At 53.1% G+C, this 19,967-nt stretch carries 17 protein-coding genes; 6 read left to right on the top strand and 11 right to left on the bottom strand.

The features are described 5' to 3' along the window. Positions 1–107: 107 nt before the first annotated feature. The 4 genes from udk to ACKC9G_RS18315 form a co-directional block, all read right to left on the bottom strand. Positions 108–728 (bottom strand): uridine kinase, encoded by a 621-nt coding sequence (udk, locus tag ACKC9G_RS18330; RefSeq protein WP_411408123.1) that lies wholly within the window; start codon positions 726–728, stop codon positions 108–110. Between the two features lie 115 nt (positions 729–843). After that, complete coding sequence (locus tag ACKC9G_RS18325; RefSeq protein WP_411408121.1) at positions 844–3,699, bottom strand: DUF2339 domain-containing protein; 2,856 nt, start codon at positions 3,697–3,699, stop codon at positions 844–846. Positions 3,700–3,835: 136 nt separating this feature from the next. Continuing rightward, complete coding sequence (locus ACKC9G_RS18320) at positions 3,836–4,627, bottom strand: SDR family NAD(P)-dependent oxidoreductase (RefSeq protein WP_411408119.1); 792 nt, start codon at positions 4,625–4,627, stop codon at positions 3,836–3,838. Next, entirely contained in the window at positions 4,617–4,790 is a 174-nt protein-coding gene (locus ACKC9G_RS18315; protein ID WP_411408117.1) for a hypothetical protein, read from the bottom strand. The genes ACKC9G_RS18320 and ACKC9G_RS18315 overlap by 11 nt, the downstream gene beginning before the upstream one ends. Before the next feature lie 111 nt (positions 4,791–4,901). On the opposite strand from ACKC9G_RS18315, the gene ACKC9G_RS18310 reads away from it, so the two are divergent. The 3 genes from ACKC9G_RS18310 to ACKC9G_RS18300 all read left to right on the top strand — a co-directional run bounded on the left by ACKC9G_RS18310 (position 4,902) and on the right by ACKC9G_RS18300 (position 9,880). Further along, on the top strand, positions 4,902–7,310 hold the full coding sequence (locus ACKC9G_RS18310; RefSeq protein ID WP_411408115.1) for a UvrD-helicase domain-containing protein: 2,409 nt from the start codon (positions 4,902–4,904) through the stop codon (positions 7,308–7,310). 357 nt (positions 7,311–7,667) lie between these two features. Further along, entirely contained in the window at positions 7,668–8,714 is a 1,047-nt protein-coding gene (locus ACKC9G_RS18305; protein WP_411408113.1) for an acyltransferase family protein, read from the top strand. Positions 8,715–8,743: 29 nt separating this feature from the next. Next, a complete protein-coding gene (locus ACKC9G_RS18300; RefSeq protein WP_411408111.1) occupies positions 8,744–9,880 on the top strand; it encodes an acyltransferase family protein in 1,137 nt (378 codons plus the stop codon). 133 nt (positions 9,881–10,013) lie between these two features. Here the strand turns inward: ACKC9G_RS18300 and ACKC9G_RS18295 are convergent, their stop codons facing one another. From ACKC9G_RS18295 to ACKC9G_RS18285, 3 genes are all read right to left on the bottom strand, one after another. Further along, positions 10,014–10,463, bottom strand: coding sequence for a S24 family peptidase (locus ACKC9G_RS18295; RefSeq protein ID WP_411408109.1), 450 nt, complete (start codon positions 10,461–10,463; stop codon positions 10,014–10,016). A 251-nt stretch (positions 10,464–10,714) separates the two neighbouring features. After that, positions 10,715–11,968 (bottom strand): YbiU family protein, encoded by a 1,254-nt coding sequence (locus ACKC9G_RS18290; protein ID WP_411408107.1) that lies wholly within the window; start codon positions 11,966–11,968, stop codon positions 10,715–10,717. After that, positions 11,955–12,977 (bottom strand): substrate-binding domain-containing protein, encoded by a 1,023-nt coding sequence (locus tag ACKC9G_RS18285; protein ID WP_411408105.1) that lies wholly within the window; start codon positions 12,975–12,977, stop codon positions 11,955–11,957. The genes ACKC9G_RS18290 and ACKC9G_RS18285 overlap by 14 nt, the downstream gene beginning before the upstream one ends. A 315-nt stretch (positions 12,978–13,292) precedes the next feature. Between ACKC9G_RS18285 and ACKC9G_RS18280 the strand changes: the two genes are divergently transcribed. Both ACKC9G_RS18280 and ACKC9G_RS18275 read left to right on the top strand, forming a co-directional pair. Continuing rightward, positions 13,293–14,255 carry a Gfo/Idh/MocA family protein gene (locus tag ACKC9G_RS18280; protein WP_411408103.1) on the top strand — a complete coding sequence of 321 codons (963 nt, stop codon included), beginning with the start codon at positions 13,293–13,295 and terminating at the stop codon, positions 14,253–14,255. Between the two features lie 57 nt (positions 14,256–14,312). Continuing rightward, a complete protein-coding gene (locus ACKC9G_RS18275) occupies positions 14,313–15,449 on the top strand; it encodes a glycerate kinase (protein WP_411408101.1) in 1,137 nt (378 codons plus the stop codon). A 19-nt stretch (positions 15,450–15,468) separates the two neighbouring features. Here the strand turns inward: ACKC9G_RS18275 and ACKC9G_RS18270 are convergent, their stop codons facing one another. The 3 genes from ACKC9G_RS18270 to ACKC9G_RS18260 all read right to left on the bottom strand — a co-directional run bounded on the left by ACKC9G_RS18270 (position 15,469) and on the right by ACKC9G_RS18260 (position 17,602). Further along, entirely contained in the window at positions 15,469–15,996 is a 528-nt protein-coding gene (locus ACKC9G_RS18270; RefSeq protein ID WP_411408099.1) for a hypothetical protein, read from the bottom strand. A 115-nt stretch (positions 15,997–16,111) separates the two neighbouring features. Further along, positions 16,112–17,119, bottom strand: a complete 1,008-nt coding sequence (locus ACKC9G_RS18265) for a patatin-like phospholipase family protein (protein ID WP_411408097.1) — start codon at positions 17,117–17,119, stop codon at positions 16,112–16,114. Positions 17,120–17,137: 18 nt separating this feature from the next. Beyond that, positions 17,138–17,602 carry a GNAT family N-acetyltransferase gene (locus ACKC9G_RS18260; RefSeq protein WP_411408095.1) on the bottom strand — a complete coding sequence of 155 codons (465 nt, stop codon included), beginning with the start codon at positions 17,600–17,602 and terminating at the stop codon, positions 17,138–17,140. A gap of 110 nt (positions 17,603–17,712) precedes the next feature. Here ACKC9G_RS18260 and ACKC9G_RS18255 point away from each other — a divergent pair, with 110 nt between their 5' ends. After that, positions 17,713–18,396, top strand: coding sequence for a type 1 glutamine amidotransferase domain-containing protein (locus tag ACKC9G_RS18255; protein WP_411408093.1), 684 nt, complete (start codon positions 17,713–17,715; stop codon positions 18,394–18,396). Positions 18,397–18,473: 77 nt separating this feature from the next. Here ACKC9G_RS18255 and ACKC9G_RS18250 read toward each other — a convergent pair whose 3' ends face one another. Next, the gene (locus tag ACKC9G_RS18250) at positions 18,474–19,814 is read right to left on the bottom strand and encodes a sigma-54 interaction domain-containing protein (RefSeq protein WP_411408091.1); all 1,341 of its coding nucleotides are present in this window, start codon (positions 19,812–19,814) and stop codon (positions 18,474–18,476) included. Between the last annotated feature and the right edge of the window lie 153 nt (positions 19,815–19,967).

The raw sequence follows: 19,967 nt of genomic DNA, 5'->3' as shown, positions 1-19,967 counted from the left end.
AGTGTTTGGTCGCACTCTCATTTTACTCACTTGGACTCAGGCTTTTTCATTGACTGCCATTTATGGGACAGCAGTGCTTTAAGCACCTCTTTTTTTATGCGCCGCTATTAGAGCATCTCGCGCAGCCGCGCTTTCATCAGATCAATCGCCACACGGTTACGGGCTCCACCGGGAACGATCAGATGAGCGTGATCTTTTGAGGGGTTAATGTACTTCATGAACATCGGGCGAACCGTCGCCTGATATTGTTCAAGAACAGAATCCAGAGTGCGGCCGCGTTCGTTAACATCGCGCTGCAGTCGGCGTAAAAGACAGATATCGAGTGGAGTATCCATATAGATGCGGGTATGCATTAGTTGACGCAGACGCGGGTCAGTAAAGATCAGGATGCCTTCGAGCAAAATGATCTTGCAGGCAGGCATGCGCTGGGTCTCATTGGCACGGGTGTGATTTTTATAGTCATACACCGGCACATCAACAGGCTCGCCAGCAAGCAAGGCTTCAAGATGAGCGAGTAGCAAATCCCGATCAAAAGCATCGGGGTGGTCATAATTGGTTTTGACGCGTTCTTCCATAACCAGATGGCTCTGGTTCTTGTAGTAGCTGTCTTCTCGCAGAATGCTGATCCGGTCAGCGCCAAACTCATGCACCAGGGCATCCGCAAAAGAGGTCTTGCCTGAGCCGGATGCGCCCGCTATTCCGATTAAAACATTGGTGGTTTCAGGCATGAGTTATCGCCGTATGTCCTGCTGGTAATGAAGATAAAAGTCAGCGCTGAACGTCAGCGCGGAGCCAGTATAACGAGGGGCTCCGCGAATGACGATACGTTGATTGAACGAGTGTTCAGTTAAGAGTGCCAGTGGTCTTTGCCTTAGGAACCGGCACCCAGTAGCCAAGAATAACCAGCAGCAGGCCAACACCTGTGAAGGAAATGATTCGGGCAAGTGTTCCTGTGCCTTCAAGGTCAACGACACCAAGCTTGATCAAAACGACCAGAATAAGCGCGGCGCCACCATACCAGAGAGTGCGGGAATGAAGCTTGCGGTTGGCCAGAATACAGAGGGCCATACCGGTAATACACCAGAGAATGGACAGCCAGGCCTGGGCACTGCCGCTATCCGCAATACCTTCAAAGGTATACGGCATTGCCTGCCAGTGATGCAGGGTTCGAAGTCCTTCCGCAGATAGCTGGGCCAGCAGCCACAACCCCCAGGGGAAAATCCATTGCATTGCCGTCAGGCCATGACTTAAACAGGCGCGATAGCGATATCCCAACACAACAAGCGCCAGTGTCACCAGCGTGAACGGGTTAAGTACCGGCAGATAGATCAGGCCGGTGAAGTTGCCGGGATAGATCAGGAAACTCAGGCAAAGTCCGGCAATAACCAGTTGTAAGGCACGAAGAAAACCTGTGCCCAGCTCTCCCAGTGATTGCAGCGGCCAGCGGGGGCATTCACAGAGCAGGGCCGTTAACACTAGCCATGGCAGTACGCCGAGAATCAGACGCCAGTTGGTGGCAGGCATAATCGCATCGAAAAGATCACGACTGTCATCCAGTGGGGCGTTGAGCAGTGCAGCCAAACTGAGAGTCAGAGCGAGGCTGCTCAGCAGTAGCAGCATAACAACCGGATAGCCTGCAATACGGCTGGCTGATACCTGATGGTCGTGAGCATCTTCATGAACATTGGCTGTCCGTGGCTGGTTCATCCAGCAGATCATTAGTGCGACAGGCCACCATAACCAAGCGGTGATTTCCTCACCGCTAAATAGTAGGGGGCCCTGATTGGCAATGTGCGTAAGTAGGGCTATAAGACTAAAACCGGTCCAGACTGGCAAGCTGTACTGATAAATGGGCAGCGGAAACCAGCGTGAAATACTCCACACCAATGCTGCACTGAAGGCAAAAAACAGCAGGCATTGACTGGCGAGAGTGCTGGAGTCCGTCAGCTCAACCAGCACGCTCAAGCCCCAGTGGCACCACCATAGTAGTGTCCATACAGCCATGAGTGGACGTGACACTGACTCAAGCGTTGCTCCAACCCAGCGAACGTTTTGCCAGTTAGGTAGCCAGTACAGGGACAACATACCCGCGATGACAAGACAGCCGTGGCCCATCATAGAGACTGCAGAAAGCCCGGAGACAGAGCTTTGCAGCACATCGGCGAAGAATGCACCGGCAACCAGCTGAATAATGATGCCCCATGCCGCGACTAAACGGCGTCCGGCGCGCTGGGCAATCCAGAGGCAACCGGCGCCTTCAAGAGCATACACCGCTACCGTCCAGGCGTGAGTAAAGAGGTAGCTGACTGCCAGACTTCCGAGCATCATCGCCAGAGCAAGATAGACCTGACTCAGGAGGTGAAGCTGCAAGCGCTGATTGGCGATGCCGAAAAGCCCGGCGTATATCAGTGCCATCGCGCCGGAGAAGGCTGCCATCCACTCAGGATCGATGCCTGCACTCAGTAAGGTAGGGTAGAAAATACCCAAGGTCGCAACGGGAGTACCCAGGAGCAGGCAGGAGTCCAGGTAGTAACGGCAATTGGCTGGTCGCTTCCAGCCCCAGAGCAGACTCAATCCAACAAAGTGGATAAAGAACAGGCTGTTAAAGCCCAGTATCAGCGATTCATTAACCTCGGGATGATCAGGAGCAATAAGAGTTGCGAGCACCGAGTAGCTGAAAAAGAAGCTCAGCAGATTGACCAGACGCCAGGTCATTCGGGTCGCCAGAGCCATGACTCCGGCATTGAGCAGTGTATAGAGTAGCAACAGTGCCAGTAATGAACCTTGCTCATTACCCGTCAGCATCGGCGCGAGATAGCCACCCAGAATACCCAGCGCTGCCAGAGGTTGTGATTGTTGGCGCATCGCCAGTGCTACGCTGAGCAGCATCAGGGCGAGCAATAACATCATGGTCAGTAGCGCTGGTATCAGGTCGTAGAATCGGTAGGCGGCAAAGGTGGTGATAAAGATAATGCCAATACCACCGCCCTGAAGAAGCTGGCCATAAATGGCAGAACGGCCACGCAGCAGCCAGCCGATGCCTGCCATCACGCCACCACCTGTTGCAATAAGCGCAAGGCGAGCCCAAAGCGGTACCAGATCTTGTTCCGCTACATAAGCAATCAGGTAGCTCACACCGAAAAACAGCACGACCAGACCTAAAAGCACCGGCCAGTTATCAAGGTCAACAAAGCCTAAAATGCGCTTCAGTAACGAAGGTGAGCTTGGCTCTTGGTCATCGGATGACGCTGTGGAGTTCTTTGCAGCGTGCGAGGAGGGCGCTTTTGTATTGCCTGACTGGCTCAGACTTACCGTACCCCAGGCATCGCGGAAAGTTGTTGGACTCTCCTGAGGCGAATTTGCCAGTGTTGCCCCGGTGGCGTTGGTTTCCTGCTCAGACAGAGAGGTGACAGTTGTCGTTTCCGAGGCCGCCACTGACTCTGGCTGAACGGTTGTTGAGGTTGTCGCTGGGGCTTCGGGCGTTGAGCTTTGGGAAGATGTCTCTGCAGCTCGGTTGTCCAGGAGGGGCTTTTGCAGAAGGCGATTAAGATCATGACGTTGTTGGGCCAGCTCTCCCTTGAGCTGAAACACTTCGCGTTGCAAACGACTAATTCGGGAAAGGGCAAGCGGGATGCCGATTACCACCAGCGCGCCTGAAATCAGAATTCCAATAACCAGAAAGAAGAGTGCCGCAGTCATGCCATGTCCTTATGAGGCGAACTCCGCCTAGTGTAACCAAGAGCCGCAAGGGTGGCGAGAATCCTGCAGTAGCCTTCGAAAAATAACAACAGAAGGCAGGGTTGTCCTGCCTTCAGAACGCCTGAAGTATCAGGAGTTAAGGAATGGCTTTGACCACACCACCATCCACACGCATTGCTGCGCCAGTGGTGGCGGATGCCTGTTCCGATGCAAGGTAGACCGACAGATTCGCCACTTCTTCGACACTGGCGAAGCGTTCAATCAGTGACGTTGGACGATGCTCCTTAACAAAGTTGGCGCCGGCTTCTTCCACGGAAGTACCCTGATCCTTGGCCATTTTCTCAAGAAAACTGGTGACGCCTTCGGATTGAGTTGGCCCCGGCAGAACCGCGTTCACGGTAACACCAGTACCGCTTAGGGTTTCAGCAAGCCCGCGGGAAACTGCAAGCAGGGCAGTTTTCGTTACGCCGTAATGCACCATTTCTACCGGGATATGTAGCGCAGACTCGCTGCTCAGAAACTGGATGCGGCCCCAGCCTTGCTCTTTCATGATGGGAGCATAGTAGCGTGAGAGGCGAATAGCGCTCATGACGTTAACATCAAAAAAACGCTGCCAGTCGTTGTCATCAATGTCGAAGAAAGGCTTCGGCTCAAAAATACCCATATTGTTGATGAGAATATCGGCATGGGGCGCACCGTGAATCAGGGCTTTACAGCCTTCGGCGGTAGAAAGATCAGCGACTACGCCTGAAACCCGGCCATAACCCAGATCCTTCAGTTTGGCGACGGCTTCATCTACCCGAGCCTGACTGCGACCATTAACAATCACCTCAGCGCCTGTCGCCGCAAGCCCTTGGGCAATGGCAAAACCAATTCCGCCTGTCGATCCGGTGACCAGAGCGGTTTTCTCATAGAGTTCAATCTTCATCACTTATCTCCTTGGTGTGCCAGTGATTCCTTTGCAAAGACAATTGCGCCTGAAAACGTTCGATGCGCATCTCGTCAGTCTGTTGTAATTGCGTGGTGGTCAGCCAAGTCTCAAGGGAAGCTTTGTTGCAAAGCACAAAAATAGATTGTTGCGTGGTGTTCATGACGAAGACAGAAGCAGCCTAGCGAGAATAGAAACACTCTGCTGACTGGCACTGAGAAGTGAATTCGGTAAGATAGCCCTGTTGGCATATACAGTATTTTGAGGTTCCTGCTTGTCCCGGCTCCCCCTGAATTGGATCAATCGTCGTTATTTGCGTGCCACGTCGCTGGAGGTGACCGAGGAAGGTCTGCAGGCAGGTGAGCGGCTGTTGCCGATCCCCGAATTCAGCGCGCCAATGCAGCTCAAGCGCGGCTGGTTGTTTGATACCCTCAACTGGGGCGACTACCGCCTGCGTTTATTTCGTCAACGAGATACCAAGGATTGGGGGCTTTGGCTCAAGGAAGCGCAAAGTGTCCATGTTCGCTCGCAGCTGCGTGAGCCTTATGACGCACTGGTCGTGGCCACAGACCAGTTTGAGTCGCAGATGGCCGGTCGTCAGCGGTATTGGCGTGCCAGTCAGATGGAAACCTTTCTTGAAAAGCAGCAGCATCTCACCCCCTGGCTTGCTTATCTTCCACGATTAAGTGAGCACGGCTATACCATTACGGAATCCATGGTCGCGCTGACCCGAGTGCTCGCCGCGCCTGAAGACTGCCGTCACACCTTCAATCAGGCGCTGGTGAAGCAACAGCGCCAACAGTTTAAGGGATTGTTTGATCAGCTCGGGCTGGTCGATGAGCAGCAATTTGCCTGTCTGTGTGATGAAGACAATGTGCTGGTGCTTGCCAGTGCCGGTACCGGGAAAACCACCACACTCTGCGCCAAGGCTGCATGGGTTGTTGCTGCCGGACTTGCGGACCCGGCGGAAATTCTGATTCTGGCTTTTGGCAAAGCAGCGGCTGAAGAGGTGAGAGAGCGGCTGGCCAGCATGCCGGTACCGGGGTTGAACAAGGTTCAGGTGCATACCTTTCATGGATTTGGCCGAAGCCTGATGGCCGATCTGCCGGGGCAAAGCCGCGAGCTGGCAACACTGGCTTCCGAAGATGAAGCCCTGGCTCGCTTTGTCGAGGACTGGCTTAAAGAGGCCAAAGACGACAGCCGCTTACAGAAAAAATTATGGCAATGGTGCCAGCAGTTTGCGCCGGCGAGCCAGCAGCGTATTGCCGCACTGGAAGTGAAGCAGGTCAGTACACCTGAGCATGCAGTATTGCTGAATCAGCTGGCCGCACTGGGTATTGAGGCTCACCATCAGCCTGACTGGGCGACAACGGTAAGCAGCAGAAAGCGCAAAGGCTATTCGCCCTTGCTCTACCTTCCAGGCTTGTCGCTGTTTGTTGCAGACCTGAGCGCGACTTCTCTGGATGAGGAGGCAGTTCAGGCACTTCACGCGGAGGATGAGACCGACGTTTGCTGCATTGATCCTGATTCAACCACTGAGATTAGCGCGCAGCTACTAGAGGCGCTGAAAGCCCGGGCTAAAGCGCTCAAACAGCCCTGGAAAAGCCTCACGGACCCTCAGGATCTGGATACCTTGCTTTTGAAAGCTGAGCAGGCCGGTTACTTTCGTCCACTTCGTCGGTTACTGATAACAGCGCTTAACCGACAGCGTGATGAGCGCCTGGATCTTAAAGCATTGGCCCGGGAAACGGACGATGCTCGGCTGGCTGCCTTTATTCCCTTGCTGGAAGCCTTATTCAAGGCCTATCAACAGCATCTGAAAAGTCAGGATGAAATCGACTTCAATGACATGATTCAGGTAGCGACCCGGCAAATGGCGCGAGAGCGTTTCCATAAGGATACGCACTTCAAATATCGCTATCGCTACGTGCTGGTGGATGAATTTCAGGATATTTCACGTCCTCGCGCCGAGCTGTTGCGGGCCATGAAGCAGGCCATGCCGGAGATGTCACTCTTTGCGGTGGGGGATGACTGGCAGTCGATCTATCGCTTTAACGGTGGCGATGTGCACCTGACCTATGAATTTGCCGAGTTTTTTGGGCCGACGGTGCAATGTCAGCTGGGTCAGACCTTCCGTTTTAGTGATGCTATTGGCGAGGTCGCGGAAGCGTTTATTCGCCAGAATCCGGCGCAAATTCCCAAAAGCCTGAGCTACCAGGGAGAGAGCCTCAAGGCGCAGGTTTATATTGTTGAGGGCGAAAAGTCCGAGGTGATAGAGCGAGTACTGGCGCAGCTGGAGTCAGCTTGTCATGTGCTAATGCTGGCGCGACAACGCCGTAGCATGCCTGTGATGGAGCAGTGGCAGGAGCGCTATCCTCAACTCAAACTAGAGTTCATGACCCTGCATAAGTCTAAGGGCAGTCAGGCTGATGTTGTCATTTTGCTGGATGTCACCAACACCGAGCTGGGGATTCCCAGTCGCCAGCGTGATGATGCATTGATGGATGCGTTCTTACCGGATAAAGAAGACTTTGATGACGCTGAGGAGCGGCGTTTATTTTATGTCGGCCTGACTCGGGCACGTTCGCAGGTTGTCATCCAAACAGAGGCTGGGCAGCACTCTCCTTTTATCAAAGAGTTGAAAAAGATTGTCCCGCGGCGTCGGATAGGTAAGTGGCTATAAGGCCATACGTCTGATAAAGCGGCTATCCTTGTCAACGCTGGCAGGGCATGGATACAACTCTCGGCCCTGTTCTCGCTTCTCTTTTCGGCAGTGTCCTGGCTCTCTGGAAACAGCGAGGGGATTTGGAAACATCCGAGTGATTTGCTGTGTTAACTTGACACAAAATGCCCGTCTCTGGCGCTGTACAGGCCAAATCATTCTGCGATACTGCAGCCATATTACTGACCCCAAACCGGGGTTCCTGCCTGATCAGCGGTCATCATCTTACCGCGCCCGATAAACCCTCGTTTCCAGCCAGTAAGGGACTTTCCCTTACCAGAGCCGGTCGCTGTGTCATCGGTTAATTGAGTGCCTGCCATGGGTCAACGCATTATTGAATTTGATTACCTTCGCGGTCTGGCAATTGTCTACATCGTGCTGGGTCATTCGATTGCCAATTCCGGTAATGGCTTTCCTGAATTGCTGGAAAACCTGATTCGCGGCGGGACGGGTGTCTTTGTCTTTGTGTCGGGCTTTTTCTTTCACCGAGTCTTTTATCCGCGTTTTCAGTACCAGAACTTCATGAGCAAAAAGTTCGTGAATGTCGCTATTCCGTTCTTCGTCGTGTCATTAATTGGACTTGTGATTCAGTCCGTTGACCTGGCGTGGCTGCATGACAAAACAGCATCAGAAATTATGCAGGCCAACTGGGCAACGGTGCAGAACGGCTTTGTGCTGTTTCCGCACTGGTACATTCCTTTCATCATGCTGACCTTTGCGCTTTCTCCGCTGCACATGGCTTACATCCGCCTGAGTGCAGGTTGGCAGCTCGGGCTTTTCCTGCTGAGTTGTGCCATTTCCATCGTGCTTCAGCGCCCTGAAGAAAATATTAACGTGCTGCATTCCGTCATTTATTTCAGCCCGTTTTATCTGTTGGGGATCCTGTATTCCGCGCAACAACAAAGCTTCGAGCAGCATGCTGGCACCATTCGTCTGTTGTGCTGGCTGGCGGTCATTATTGGCGCGCTGATGCAAACCTACGTTGATCATCATCTGGGCAATTACCACAAAGATTTCTTTGTCTGGAAAGGCCTGGATTGGCAGTTCGTACAGAAAATTGGCATTAGTCTGCTTCTGCTGGATTTCTGTCGCTGGATGATTGGCAAGCCCGGAGCAGGGCACCTGCAGCACCTGGCCAACATCAGCTTTCCGATCTTCTTTTTGCATCCGATTATCGCGGTCATTACCGGCAGCGCGATCTGGTACTGCAGCACGTATCTGGGGTTAACGATTCCCAGAACCATGGGCTGGGGGCTGTTCTTTACTCTGGCGTTCTATCTGCTTTTTATGTACGGCACCGTACTTATGGTGCATGGCGTGAAAGCCATGCTGGGTGAGCGAAGCCGTTGGGTTATGGGGTGGTGATCAGCCAGGCTGATCCGGAGTAAACCAAGATGGAAAATCCTGTTGTATCTGCATCATCTGAAGCGGCTGTTGTCCCGGTCGTGGCAAATGACACTGCGGCTGTAAAAACGACCAAAGCACCCAAAGAGCGGCTGGTGGAGTTCGATCTGCTGCGTGGGCTGGCGATTATTTATATTGTGCTTGGGCACTCGGTGTATGGCTCAGGTAAAGGTTTTCCCTTGTTGCTGGAGAACATTCTGCGCGGTGGCACAGGCGTCTTTGTTTTCGTCTCCGGCTTCTTCTTTCATCGGGTGTTTTATTCGCGCTTTGAATATAAAAGCTTCATGGTCAAGAAGTGGCAAAACGTCGCCGTGCCTTTTCTGGTGATCTCATTGGTGGCTGCACTTCTCCAGATTGCTGAGCACCGCTGGTTACTTGATGAAAGCTGGGCTCAGGCGCTCAGTAATGAGTGGAGCATTATTCAGGAGGGCTATGTGCTATTCCCGCACTGGTACATCCCCTTCATCATGCTGACTTTTCTGTGCTCGCCACTGCATTGCCGTTATATCAGGTTACCAGTGAACTGGCAGCTGATCATTTTGGGGCTTTTTACCGTGGCTGCGCTTTGGGGCCATCGTGGTGCCCACAACGGGCCAGTCCAGTCCCTGGTCTATTTCACCCCTTACTATTTGGTGGGAATACTTTTCTCTCAGCATCATGCCTGGTTTGAAGCCCATCGCCGTGGGTTGATTTGGGCAAGTGCGATTGCAGCTGTTGCATCGCTGGTGATTTGTACCTATGTACTGCCTCATGTGGGCAACTATCAAAAGCCGTTCTTTGTCTATAAAGGCGTCGATTGGCAATTCATTCAGAAAATGGCGATCTGTCTATTACTGGTATTTGCCTGTAAGGCCTGGGTGGGTAAACCCGGAACGAAGCATGTGATGTATCTTGCTGCCATCAGTTTCCCCATCTTCTTTATTCATCCGTTCCTGGCAATGGGCTTTAGTGACATTCAGCTGATGTTCCATCGTCATGCGCACTTTGATATACCGGCCAGTGAGCCCGTTTGGGCGCTAGGAACATCGCTTTTTCTGGTGTTCTATCTCACTTACGGCACGGTAGCGGTCGTTGAGCTCTTGAAGTGGCTGCTGAAAGATAAAAGCCGTTGGTTTATCGGAGGTTAGTTCACCTCACGTAAGTATTTTGAAAAGCGAAAAAGGAGGCCGATGCCTCCTTTTTTATTGTCTTTTTTGAGATTTAGCCGGTGATGAGAAGGGGAATGACTCTTCTCCGGCAACCTCAAGGCTTAATCCTGGTTCAGGCCGCTCGCATGGAGCGAATGACATGGGCGATGACACCGAAAAGCTCGATATCCATGGATTCCGTTACCTGGATAGGAAGGCTGCGAGAGTTTAGAGGTAGTAGACGCAGGGCTGTCTGGCAGGCAAGCTTGCGGACCATAAATTCGCCATCCAGCTTCACGACGACCATATCACCGTGCTGAGGATTCAGCGCGCGATCCACCACCATGATGTCGCCCGAACTAATGCCAGAGCCTTGAAAGGCTTCGCCGCTGGCACGTAGGAAGAAAGTTGCAGTGGGGTGGCGAACGCACAATTCATTCAGATCCAGTGGCTGGTCCTGGGAGCTGCCGTCACCTTTGGGCAGTTGTTCTCTGGTTTCACCGTAATGGAGTGCCAGACCCATGTTACGGAAAAAACCACTGCGGCCTACCAGCGTGATGTCCTGAGGTTGTTGAGCGTTCATAAGATCCTCGCACTACCGGGCTGACCGGCAATCATGTGTTCACATCAGAAAACTCTGGCTGATCAAGCGCCTCTTGAACCTGCACTGGCGCGCCAGATTTATACTGTTTATTTGTACAGTATATTTTGCTGTATGGGAAGCAGATTTATTTCACAAAGAAATAATTAAGGCCCGGCGAGCACGGCCCTTATCAGGGTATTTCAGAGAAATAATTGGTAGATCAATGGCTTGGGCAACATGCAGCGCGCTATCTAGCGGGCGTCATAACCCATCTGAATTCTGCCAAGCGTGCTGAGTTCTGAGGTCGTTGCCCGGTCCTTAAACTCAACCTCATAGTCTTCCGGGGCAAAGTCGGGACAGGATTTTCCCTGTTCAAAGGCCTGACGCTGGCGAAGCTGAAAAGCACGGTTCTTGTCACAGTCCGGCGCTGCGCCGATATACATCACGTTGCTGTACTGCTTGCCGCCATGCACATCTTCTACGCCATGAATCAGGTCCGGATGCCACCATACGGTATCGCCAGGCTGCACCTCTGGAATCGGCAGGAAGGCACGTAACAGCAGATCATGAAACTCCGGTTTGATGGAAAGAGCGCGGCCAGCTTTGGCACCACAAAGATCATCCTCGGCAATATCGTCCTGTAGAGCACGAAGCAACACCCATGGCATGGCATTGGCGATCGGGACAAGGTTTAGCGTGCCGTCGCCGGGACCCTGCCGTGTCAGTGCTGTCCAGCCTTGATAGGTACGAAACATCTGGCAAACGGCCGGAGAAGGTATCTCTTTTGCCTCGGTACGGTAGTGCGCATCAAAGGGGCGATAATCACTGATATCCCCGCGCAGAATATGGCGATAGATCTGACGATAGCTTGGCTCAATCCAGCGTTCTATCGTACCGCCATCAATATGCGGTGAAAGTCCCAGTGTACGGTCACCCGGCTCACGCTGACGGATGCGGTCGGCATAGGTACATTCACGATCCGGATCAAAGATGGGCTTGCTCTCGGCTCCCTCACTACTTTCAAAATTCCAAAGTCGGTTCAGCCAGCGGCGGACGCCAGCCAGCTCCTGTGACTGACGCGCCTCAATCTGCGGTTTTGACCAATACACACTGTAAATCTGTGGTTTGCCATTGGCCAGCTCACTGAAGTATTGGTCAAGCCCCGCGCGGCTTTGACGCTTGCCGAGATAGTCATTCTCGTGCAGATACTCATCAATCTCCCGGTTCCAGCGAGCCACGCGCTCCGGATGAAAGACGTCGCGAACAATGACACAGCCGCGCTGACGAATCAGGGTTTTAAAGTCATCCGTCGCTCCTTCCAGCTGATCCGCCCGTATCTGGGGGATGGGCGATTCACCGCGAGCCTGAATCTCCAGAATCTCGCCCACTTCCTGTTCCAGCGCATGCGTTAGTTTGGCAAAGCGTTGCTTGAGATCCGGAATGTCGCTCCGGAGTTGACGCTTGGTTTCAACAATGCGGTCCAGATAGTTCTCATGCAGGCTCATAGGGAAACACCTCCAATGTGGCGGGTTGTAGCACATGCTGACCTGAAGACAGGGCAGGGAATCGGTTGGGATTCATCTGTGTCAGTAGCTGGCGGGCCATGGTTTGAGCTGCCGCCTGAAGGTTTTCACGACAGCGAAGAAGCGGCAGATTGAGATAGTCGGTCATTGAGGTGACTTGTTTGACGGCAACGTCGATATCAGAGCCAATGCGGTAGCCCTGTCGTTGCAGGGTGGAAATCACCGGCAAAGCCGCATTTTCCTGTGGGACTACGTAGGCATCGGTCTGCCCAATCTGGCTGAGCACCAACTTCTCCAGTGCTTCTGGTGCGGCGTTAAGGTCAAGCTCATGCACTATGTGGCTAGGCAGATTCGCCTCTGTGATGGCTCTTTGATAACCCGTAATGATGTGCTCGCGATAACTCTGATGACAGGGTGCAGGGATCAGGCAAATCTGCTCACGTCCTTTCTGAATCAACGCGCGGGTTGCCTGATAAGCGAAGGATTCATTATCAAAGTCGACGTAGGCATGGCGAGAGTTCATGAGCGTTCTGCCATGAGTGACAAACGGGATGTCTTGCTCTGTCAGGTAAGCCACCCGCGGATCCTCAGGCAGCGTGTGGGTAAGAATCAGCCCGTCAGCAGCGCGTTGCTCGACGACAAAGCGCACAGTATCCAAAGGGCTTTCCTGAGCCTGCTCCGGAATAATAATGACGTGGTAGCCACTTTCTTTAAGCGCATCAGTCATCCCCAGCAGCATCAAACGGGCAAAAGCGTGGCTTTGATCCTCACGGTTAAGAATAAAAGCGACGACCTGAGTTCTGCCGGTTTTAAGCCGAACGGCAGTTCGATCCTGCTGGTAGCCCAGACGCTCGGCGGCCTCCTTGATGGCTTCGCGCGTAGTGCTTTTCAATGCATCGCTACCCGATAAAGCGCGGGAAACTGTGGCGATGGAATAGCCCGTATCAGCAGCGATGGTTTTGATCGTTGCCGGGCGTGAAGGAGTGCTCATTCGAGGGAGTTCTCTTTGAAAACGTTTTCATTGTTATGTTCTGGTCAATTTAGTATGGGTTTTGGGTGGCTGCAAGGCGCCCAGGTCTAGACTTTGGTGGAGGCTTTCGTGGGCTGAGGCTTTATAAGGCCCTTAAAACACTGGCTTTAAAGCCAGTAAGCGCCGGCCTGTTCGCGGTCAGATTGAGAGAAAATCAGAGAGATATTGCTTGCGCCGCTTCTGCCCCCTATAGATCTTTGCAGCAGCCAACAGCTAGACATTAGCCACCGAACTGCCTATTCAAACCATTGATGACACGTCAGCAGGGAGAAAACGATGCGATTCGGAGTACTTGGAAATGCCAAAATAGCGCGGGAAAAAGTGGCTCCGGCGATGATCAAGGCCGGGCATACAATCACTGCTGTGGCGTCCCGTTCGCAAGAGTCTGCCCGTACTTTCGCTGATGCCTTTGATGTTACTCATACCTTTGCTGATTATGATGAGCTGCTGGCCTGTGATGAGGTCGATGCGGTTTACATCCCCCTGCCCAATCACTTGCATGTGCCCTATGCCCTTAAGGCGCTCGAGGCTGGCAAGCATGTTCTCTGTGAAAAACCCATTGCCCGTGATGCTGAAGAGTTAGAGCCGCTTTATGCAGCGGCGATGAAGCACGACAAGGTCGTCATGGAAGCCTTTATGGTGTGCCAGCATCAGCAGTGGCAGGCAATTCACGAAACTATTTTGCCGGCGATAGGTCCGGTACGCGCGATTCAGGGCGCTTTTAGCTACTACAATCGCAGCCCGGATAATGTGCGCAACGTCGCTGAATGGGGCGGTGGCGGTCTTTTGGATATTGGCTGCTACACCGTTCTGGCCGGTATTTGGACTTTTGGCATCGCGCCTCTGAATGTTCAGAGCATGGTCGATATTGACCCGGACTTTGACACTGATCGTCTGGCAGCGGCGCTGTTGGATTTTGGGGAAGGGCGGGTGCTCAGCATGACCGTATCGACACAGTTGGCGGACTATCAGCGACTGACCTTGCTGGGTGAGCGTGGTTGGGCCGAGCTGGATATTCCCTTCAACCCTGATCCCGCCGGAGCGGTGATTACTCTGGCTGAAGCGGGTGGGCGGGGCCGAGGAGAGCCTTTTACCCTGGCGCCTCAGGATCAATACGTTGCCATGATCGACTTTTTCGCCAGCAAGGTCGCCAGTGAAGAGCGCTGGCATAATCTGGATACATCCCGCATGGTAATAGAAACGCTGGATCGTATTCGTCGCTCGGCGCGCCTGCTCTGAGTGCTGTTCGATTCAGGCCCATTCTGATTTACCCCTGTTCAAGGAGAACTTCTGCTGATGCGTGTTGTTATTGCTCCGGATTCGTTCAAGGAATGCCTGACTGCCATGGAAGCGGCGACGGCGATTGCCGAAGGTATTCGTGAAATCTTCCCTGAAGCTGAATGCCGCTGCCTGCCTATGGCTGATGGCGGCGAGGGGACGACAGAAACCCTGGTGAGCACGCGTCAGGGCGAGCGTATCTATGAAATGGTAAAAGGGCCGATGGGCGAGCCAGTGAAGGCCATGTTTGGCTTGATTGATCATGGCCAGACGGCGGTGATCGAAATGGCCGAGGCCAGTGGTTTGCATCTGGTCCCAGCCAATCTGCGCGACCCGCAAATCAGCTCGACCTACGGTACCGGGCAGCTCATCAAGGCCGCACTTGAGCGCGGGGCGCGTCATATCATTATGGGTTTGGGTGGAAGCGCAACCAACGATGGTGGTTCAGGTATGTTGCTGGCACTTGGTGCCACAATGAAAGATGCCAAAGGCAATGATCTTTCAGCAGGTGGTTTGGCGTTGTCTTCCCTGGCAGAGCTGGATTTATCCGGTCTGGATATCCGGCTCAACGACACCACCATTGAGGTCGCCTGTGATGTGAATAATCCGCTTTGCGGTGAGCAGGGCGCCTCCGCCATCTTTGGACCACAGAAGGGCGCAACCCCTGAGATGGTGCAAACGCTGGATAAGGCCTTACAGAACTTCGGCAAAATGCTGGCTGAACAGACTGGCAGAGATGCGCTAATGACACCTGGTGTTGGTGCTGCGGGTGGGCTTGGAGCGGCACTCTTTGCCGCGTTGGGAGCGTCACTCACGCCAGGCGTTGATCTGGTGATGAAAACAATTAATCTGCGCGATGCGATGGTGGATGCCGATCTGGTCGTGACCGGTGAAGGCCGTGTGGATAGTCAGACCATTTTTGGCAAGACTCCCTATGGCGTGGCTCAGGCGGCCAAGGAGCGCAACTTACCCGTTGTGGCGGTTGCCGGCAGTGTTGGTCAGGGGTTCGAGAGTGTGTATGAGCACGGTATTGATATCGTGCTGCCCATTGGCCGAGGTCCGCAAACGCTCAATGAAGCGCTGGTGGAGGCCAAGGCCAATCTGACCCGAACGGGTCGCAGCATTGCCAGTTTCTGGCAGCTAAGTCGTCAGTAACTGACGGCGCATTTCTTACTTAGCGGTGCAGTAGGTAGCGCTTTGTCACGGTGATTGCGGGCTGACGCTGGAGCAGCCCCTGCTCAAGCTCTTCCAGTCTGTCAAAACCACGCAAACGCTGTTGCTGACCGGATGAATCCTTGAGAAGTAAAGAGTCGAGCCGTCCCCACTTTCGCTGTTCAGTGATCTTCACCAATCCTTCAATCTGCAGACTCTTGCGAACCTCACCCTGGCGACAAATTTCCAGATGATCCTCTGTCAGGTTCAGGGAAAGCTCGCGGGCATCTTTCTGCCAGTAACGACGGTGCTGAAATTTATGCCATGCCAGCCAGAAGGTCATGGCGGCAAAGATCCACATCTGCGTTTGGGCTTTTAGTGCCAGATAGACGGCGCCAAACCCTAATAAGCCCAGTACAAAAGTGAAAATCAGGATGTTGCGCAACTGATGGCGGATAAAGCCTTCGCTGATGGTGTAGCTGGCGACCGTCGGACCAGGAGTTAAGGATGGCTCTGCATCAGAGACTTTATCGAAGTGTTCGTGAGACATGGTAACTAAAGCACTGGGAAAAGACGCTTAAGGGTAGCCTGAAACCGCATCCGTACCAAGTCAGTCTTGAGATACCGTTCAGCGGAGTCTTTAATCCGTCAGTTTAAGTGAGCTTTCAGCCGAAAAGCTTATGTTCATCCAGCGAACAGCATTGGCCGACCTGCTCCTTGTGGTGCTGCCAGAAGTCCTCCCCGCGAGCACGGCCTGCGGCAAATAGATCTTCAAAAAGCTGGGTGTTAGCCATGATGCGGCTTCCCTCAGGCAGCTCATCGAACGCATTCCCCGGGCCAATCAGATGAAAACGAACTCCGGCAAGGCGGCGTTCCAGTTTGCCGACGTTGAGCCAGGAGTCTTTCGCTCTGGAGCGAGCCTCAATCAACATGCGCATTTCTGCAAGAAACGCGCTATTAAAGCTGATGTCCATGACGCGTCGCTGAATTTCATCAGCGCTGCGCGGGCTCTCTCCCAGAGGCAAGGTGGAAAGCAGTATCAGCAGGATGTCTTTGGCGTGGGCTTCATAGATCAGAGGCGCAATTGCCGGGTTAGCAGCGAAGCCGCCATCCCAATAGGGCTCTCCATCAATTTCCACGGCCTGATTCAGGGTGGGCAGACAAGCGGAAGCCATTAGTGCATCAGCGGTCAGCTCCTGTTGGCGAAAGAGTCTCAGCTTGCCCGAGTTGGCCTGAGTCGTGGCCACAAAGAGCTGAATATCCCGAAACTGCTGAATGCCTGAGAAGTCGACAAGGGATTCGACAATGTCACGAAGGGGGTTAAGGGCAAAAGGGTTGAACTGATAAGGTGATAAAAAGCGCGTCACGCCCCGGATCATGGATAGGGTTGAGCCTGGCAAGAGATAGCTTTCCCAGCCACCTTCACCCGCATTGAAAGGAGAGGCCCTGGCGACGTCATTCCAGAACTGCGTGAGCAATTCCCGTGCACCTTTGCTGCCATTGGTTCGCCAGCCTTCAGCAAGCATCACCGCATTCATGGCTCCGGCGCTGGTGCCGCTCAGGGCGTGTAGTGGCGTTTCTTTCTCCAGCAGATAATCAAGAACCCCCCAGGTAAAAGCGCCGTGAGCGCCACCACCTTGTAAACCCAGACTCAGTGGCGGAATCGAACTCATCAGAACCTCCTGTAGGGATTAGTTATCCTTCGGCACCTCTGAGCTATTGCGGTAGTCCTTATGGAAAAACAAGCGCGTATGGCCGGGAGGGAAATTTTCTACAGTTCCTACACAAACAAAGCCAAAGCGTGGATAAAAATCCTGTCCCTGAAAGCTGACAGTATCCACCTGAGCCCCATAGCATCCGCGTTCGATGGCAATACGTTCAGCTTCTGCCATCAAAAGGCTGCCTAAACCCTGGCCGCGTAATGACTCATCGACCCAAAGCGCCTCAATAAGCAGGTGACCATAAATGGTTCGGCCGGATAGTCCTGCCTGTAAGCGGTCTTTTCCATCGGTGATGCTGAGAAACAGGGGCCAGGCATCGTTATAGCCCATGGTGTTGGCATTGAAGTGACGAAGCGATTGCAACAGCGCTTTTTGCCTCGCGCTGGAAGGGTTGTCGGTGATTTCTATGGTCGGCAGCGGTTGAGACTGAGACATCGAGATCTCCTGAAACAGGCTGGAATCATTCTTATAACAGAGTATGGATGGCTTTTAATGGGTTTGTCCCCAGAAAGAGAAAGAATGTCACAAAGACAGGGAGTCCCTAAATGAAAAAGCTACTTATGGTGCTGACATCCCATGATCAGTTAGGTGATACCGGTGAGAAAACCGGTTTCTGGCTGGAAGAATTTGCCGGCCCCTATTATGTGTTCAAGGATGCCGGTTATGACATCACTCTGGCATCGCCCAAAGGCGGACAGCCACCACTTGATCCTAAAAGTGATGACGCCTCGACAGATACGGAGGCCACCAAACGCTTTCGTCAGGATAGCGAGGCTCAGCAGGCTCTGAGCACCACTGATCTGCTTTCAGACGTCAGCGAGAAAGACTTTGATGCCGTGTTTTATCCTGGTGGGCATGGCCCCTTATGGGATTTGGCAGAAGATGCCCACTCCATTGCCCTGATCGAAAGCTTTGAACGAGCAGGCAAGCCAGTGAGTGCCGTATGCCATGCTCCGGGAGTGCTGCGACATGTGAAGGACATGACTGGAAAACCGCTGGTTTCCGCGCGCCGGGTGACCGGGTTCAGTAATGAAGAGGAAGAAGCCGTAGGGCTGACTTATGTGGTGCCCTTTCTGGTTGAGAGTGAGCTTAAAGCCAAAGGTGCTGACTATTACCGAGGAGATGCCTGGCAGTCCTACGTCGAAGTGGATGGCATGCTGGTAACCGGGCAAAACCCGGCCTCCTCTGAGGCTACTGCTAAAGCGGTCCTTAAATTACTGGCGGATTAAACCGGGGCACGGTGGTAAATAACCATAAAAAAAGCGCCCTAGGGCGCTTTTTTGTATACCTGATCAGACAAAACTCATCAGGAACGGTACTTTTCCAGCTTGTTGTAGAGCGTTTTGATGCTAATTCCCAGCTGTTCTGCCGCACGGGTTTTATTACCCTCAAAGCGCTCCAGCGTCTGTAAAATGACCTGACGTTCCATCTCCTCAAGACCTGCATCCGCAGGAATCACAAGAGCGTTGTCGGGGCGTTCAGCCGCAGGCGTGTAGTCCGGTTCGATACCCAGGTGCTCTAGGGTAATCTCATCATGAGCCAGAATGTGCGCACGTTCGATCAGATGCTTAAGTTCACGGACGTTGCCTGGCCATGAGTAGTTCTCGATTGAGTAAATGGCCTCGTTGGAGAAAAACTTCTGGGTCTTGTCTGAGGCATTGCGATAAGCAAGGAAATGCTTGGCCAGACCGAGAATATCCTCGCCACGAGTTCGAAGTGGTGGTAGCTCAATGGGGAACTGTGCCAGACGGAAGTACAGGTCCTCACGCAGACGGCCATTCGCAATAGCTTCTTCCGGCGAGCGATTGGTTGCTGCAATAACGCGGACATCCGTTTGCAGAACTTCTTCACTTCCAAGACGCGAGAAAGAACCGGTTTCCAGCACGCGGAGCAGCTTTGCCTGTAGCTCGATTGGCATCTCTGTCACTTCATCAAGGAACAGCGTTCCTTCATGAGCTTGCTCGAAAATCCCGCGGTAGGATTTATGCGCACCGGTGAAGGCGCCTTTTTCATGTCCAAAAAGCTCACTTTCAATCAGCTCAGAACTGAAAGCAGAGCTGTTAATGGCAATGAACGGGTTGTTTATGCGTGAGCTCATCAAATGCAGAGTGTTCGCGACCAGTTCCTTACCGCAGCCGCTTTCACCAATGATCATCACGCTAGCGTCGGTATCGGCAACTTTACGAATCATGCGATAGACACGACGCATAGTATCCGATGAGCCAAGCAATAAGCCGAACTGGTCAAGATCACTGCGAATGGAAGCCACCGCAGGGTCTGAGGCCTGAACCTCATTCACGATATCCGTCAGGATATCGGTCAGCAGGTTCTCTTCAAGAGGAAGGCGGAAGTGGAAGCTGGCCCCTTGGCGCATCGCTGAGTCAATCAGCGGGTTGGGCGTTCCGTCACTCATCATCATGATTTCGATTTGAGCACGGTATTCAAGAATCTGTTCGAGGTACTGATCCTGTACGCGATCAGCCTGGATCAGAATCGTAGAGGGCGTTTGGCTCTCAATACGGCTGACCCAGTCAGAACTGTCGAGGCGAATGCTTTCCACTACGAAAGAGGAGAGTACTGGCAGGTTGCGTACTGTTGTCTCTAGGGCGGGATCAGGGATAACCAACCATATTACGGGCTTGTTCATGCATTCTCTCCAAGTATGCACAGGTTAAGCGCGACTGTTGGCCAGTAGGCTTCACCGACAGAATACTACCTGTCAAAAAAGAACCAGCATCGCCGGGAAACCGGGCGTGTCGACAGCAATGAGATTCATTGCGAGGCAACAAGATACCCGAAA

Origin of the sequence: Pokkaliibacter sp. CJK22405 (genome assembly GCF_046614695.1) — a bacterium.
Lineage (GTDB): Bacteria > Pseudomonadota > Gammaproteobacteria > Pseudomonadales > Balneatricaceae > Pokkaliibacter.
Note: the sequence above shows the minus strand (reverse complement) of the source record. Positions and strands in the feature narration are given on the sequence as shown.

Coding starts and splice junctions, on each gene's coding strand:
- ACKC9G_RS18275 (WP_411408101.1), top strand. CDS start 14,313: ATGCGTGTTGTTATTGCTCCGGATTCGTTCAAGGAATGCCTGACTGCC.
- ACKC9G_RS18325 (WP_411408121.1), bottom strand. CDS start 3,699: ATGACTGCGGCACTCTTCTTTCTGGTTATTGGAATTCTGATTTCAGGC.
- ACKC9G_RS18265 (WP_411408097.1), bottom strand. CDS start 17,119: ATGAGTTCGATTCCGCCACTGAGTCTGGGTTTACAAGGTGGTGGCGCT.
- ACKC9G_RS18305 (WP_411408113.1), top strand. CDS start 7,668: ATGGGTCAACGCATTATTGAATTTGATTACCTTCGCGGTCTGGCAATT.
- ACKC9G_RS18295 (WP_411408109.1), bottom strand. CDS start 10,463: ATGAACGCTCAACAACCTCAGGACATCACGCTGGTAGGCCGCAGTGGT.
- ACKC9G_RS18260 (WP_411408095.1), bottom strand. CDS start 17,602: ATGTCTCAGTCTCAACCGCTGCCGACCATAGAAATCACCGACAACCCT.
- ACKC9G_RS18255 (WP_411408093.1), top strand. CDS start 17,713: ATGAAAAAGCTACTTATGGTGCTGACATCCCATGATCAGTTAGGTGAT.
- ACKC9G_RS18250 (WP_411408091.1), bottom strand. CDS start 19,814: ATGAACAAGCCCGTAATATGGTTGGTTATCCCTGATCCCGCCCTAGAG.
- ACKC9G_RS18280 (WP_411408103.1), top strand. CDS start 13,293: ATGCGATTCGGAGTACTTGGAAATGCCAAAATAGCGCGGGAAAAAGTG.
- udk (WP_411408123.1), bottom strand. CDS start 728: ATGCCTGAAACCACCAATGTTTTAATCGGAATAGCGGGCGCATCCGGC.
- ACKC9G_RS18300 (WP_411408111.1), top strand. CDS start 8,744: ATGGAAAATCCTGTTGTATCTGCATCATCTGAAGCGGCTGTTGTCCCG.
- ACKC9G_RS18290 (WP_411408107.1), bottom strand. CDS start 11,968: ATGAGCCTGCATGAGAACTATCTGGACCGCATTGTTGAAACCAAGCGT.
- ACKC9G_RS18320 (WP_411408119.1), bottom strand. CDS start 4,627: ATGAAGATTGAACTCTATGAGAAAACCGCTCTGGTCACCGGATCGACA.
- ACKC9G_RS18285 (WP_411408105.1), bottom strand. CDS start 12,977: ATGAGCACTCCTTCACGCCCGGCAACGATCAAAACCATCGCTGCTGAT.
- ACKC9G_RS18315 (WP_411408117.1), bottom strand. CDS start 4,790: ATGAACACCACGCAACAATCTATTTTTGTGCTTTGCAACAAAGCTTCC.
- ACKC9G_RS18270 (WP_411408099.1), bottom strand. CDS start 15,996: ATGTCTCACGAACACTTCGATAAAGTCTCTGATGCAGAGCCATCCTTA.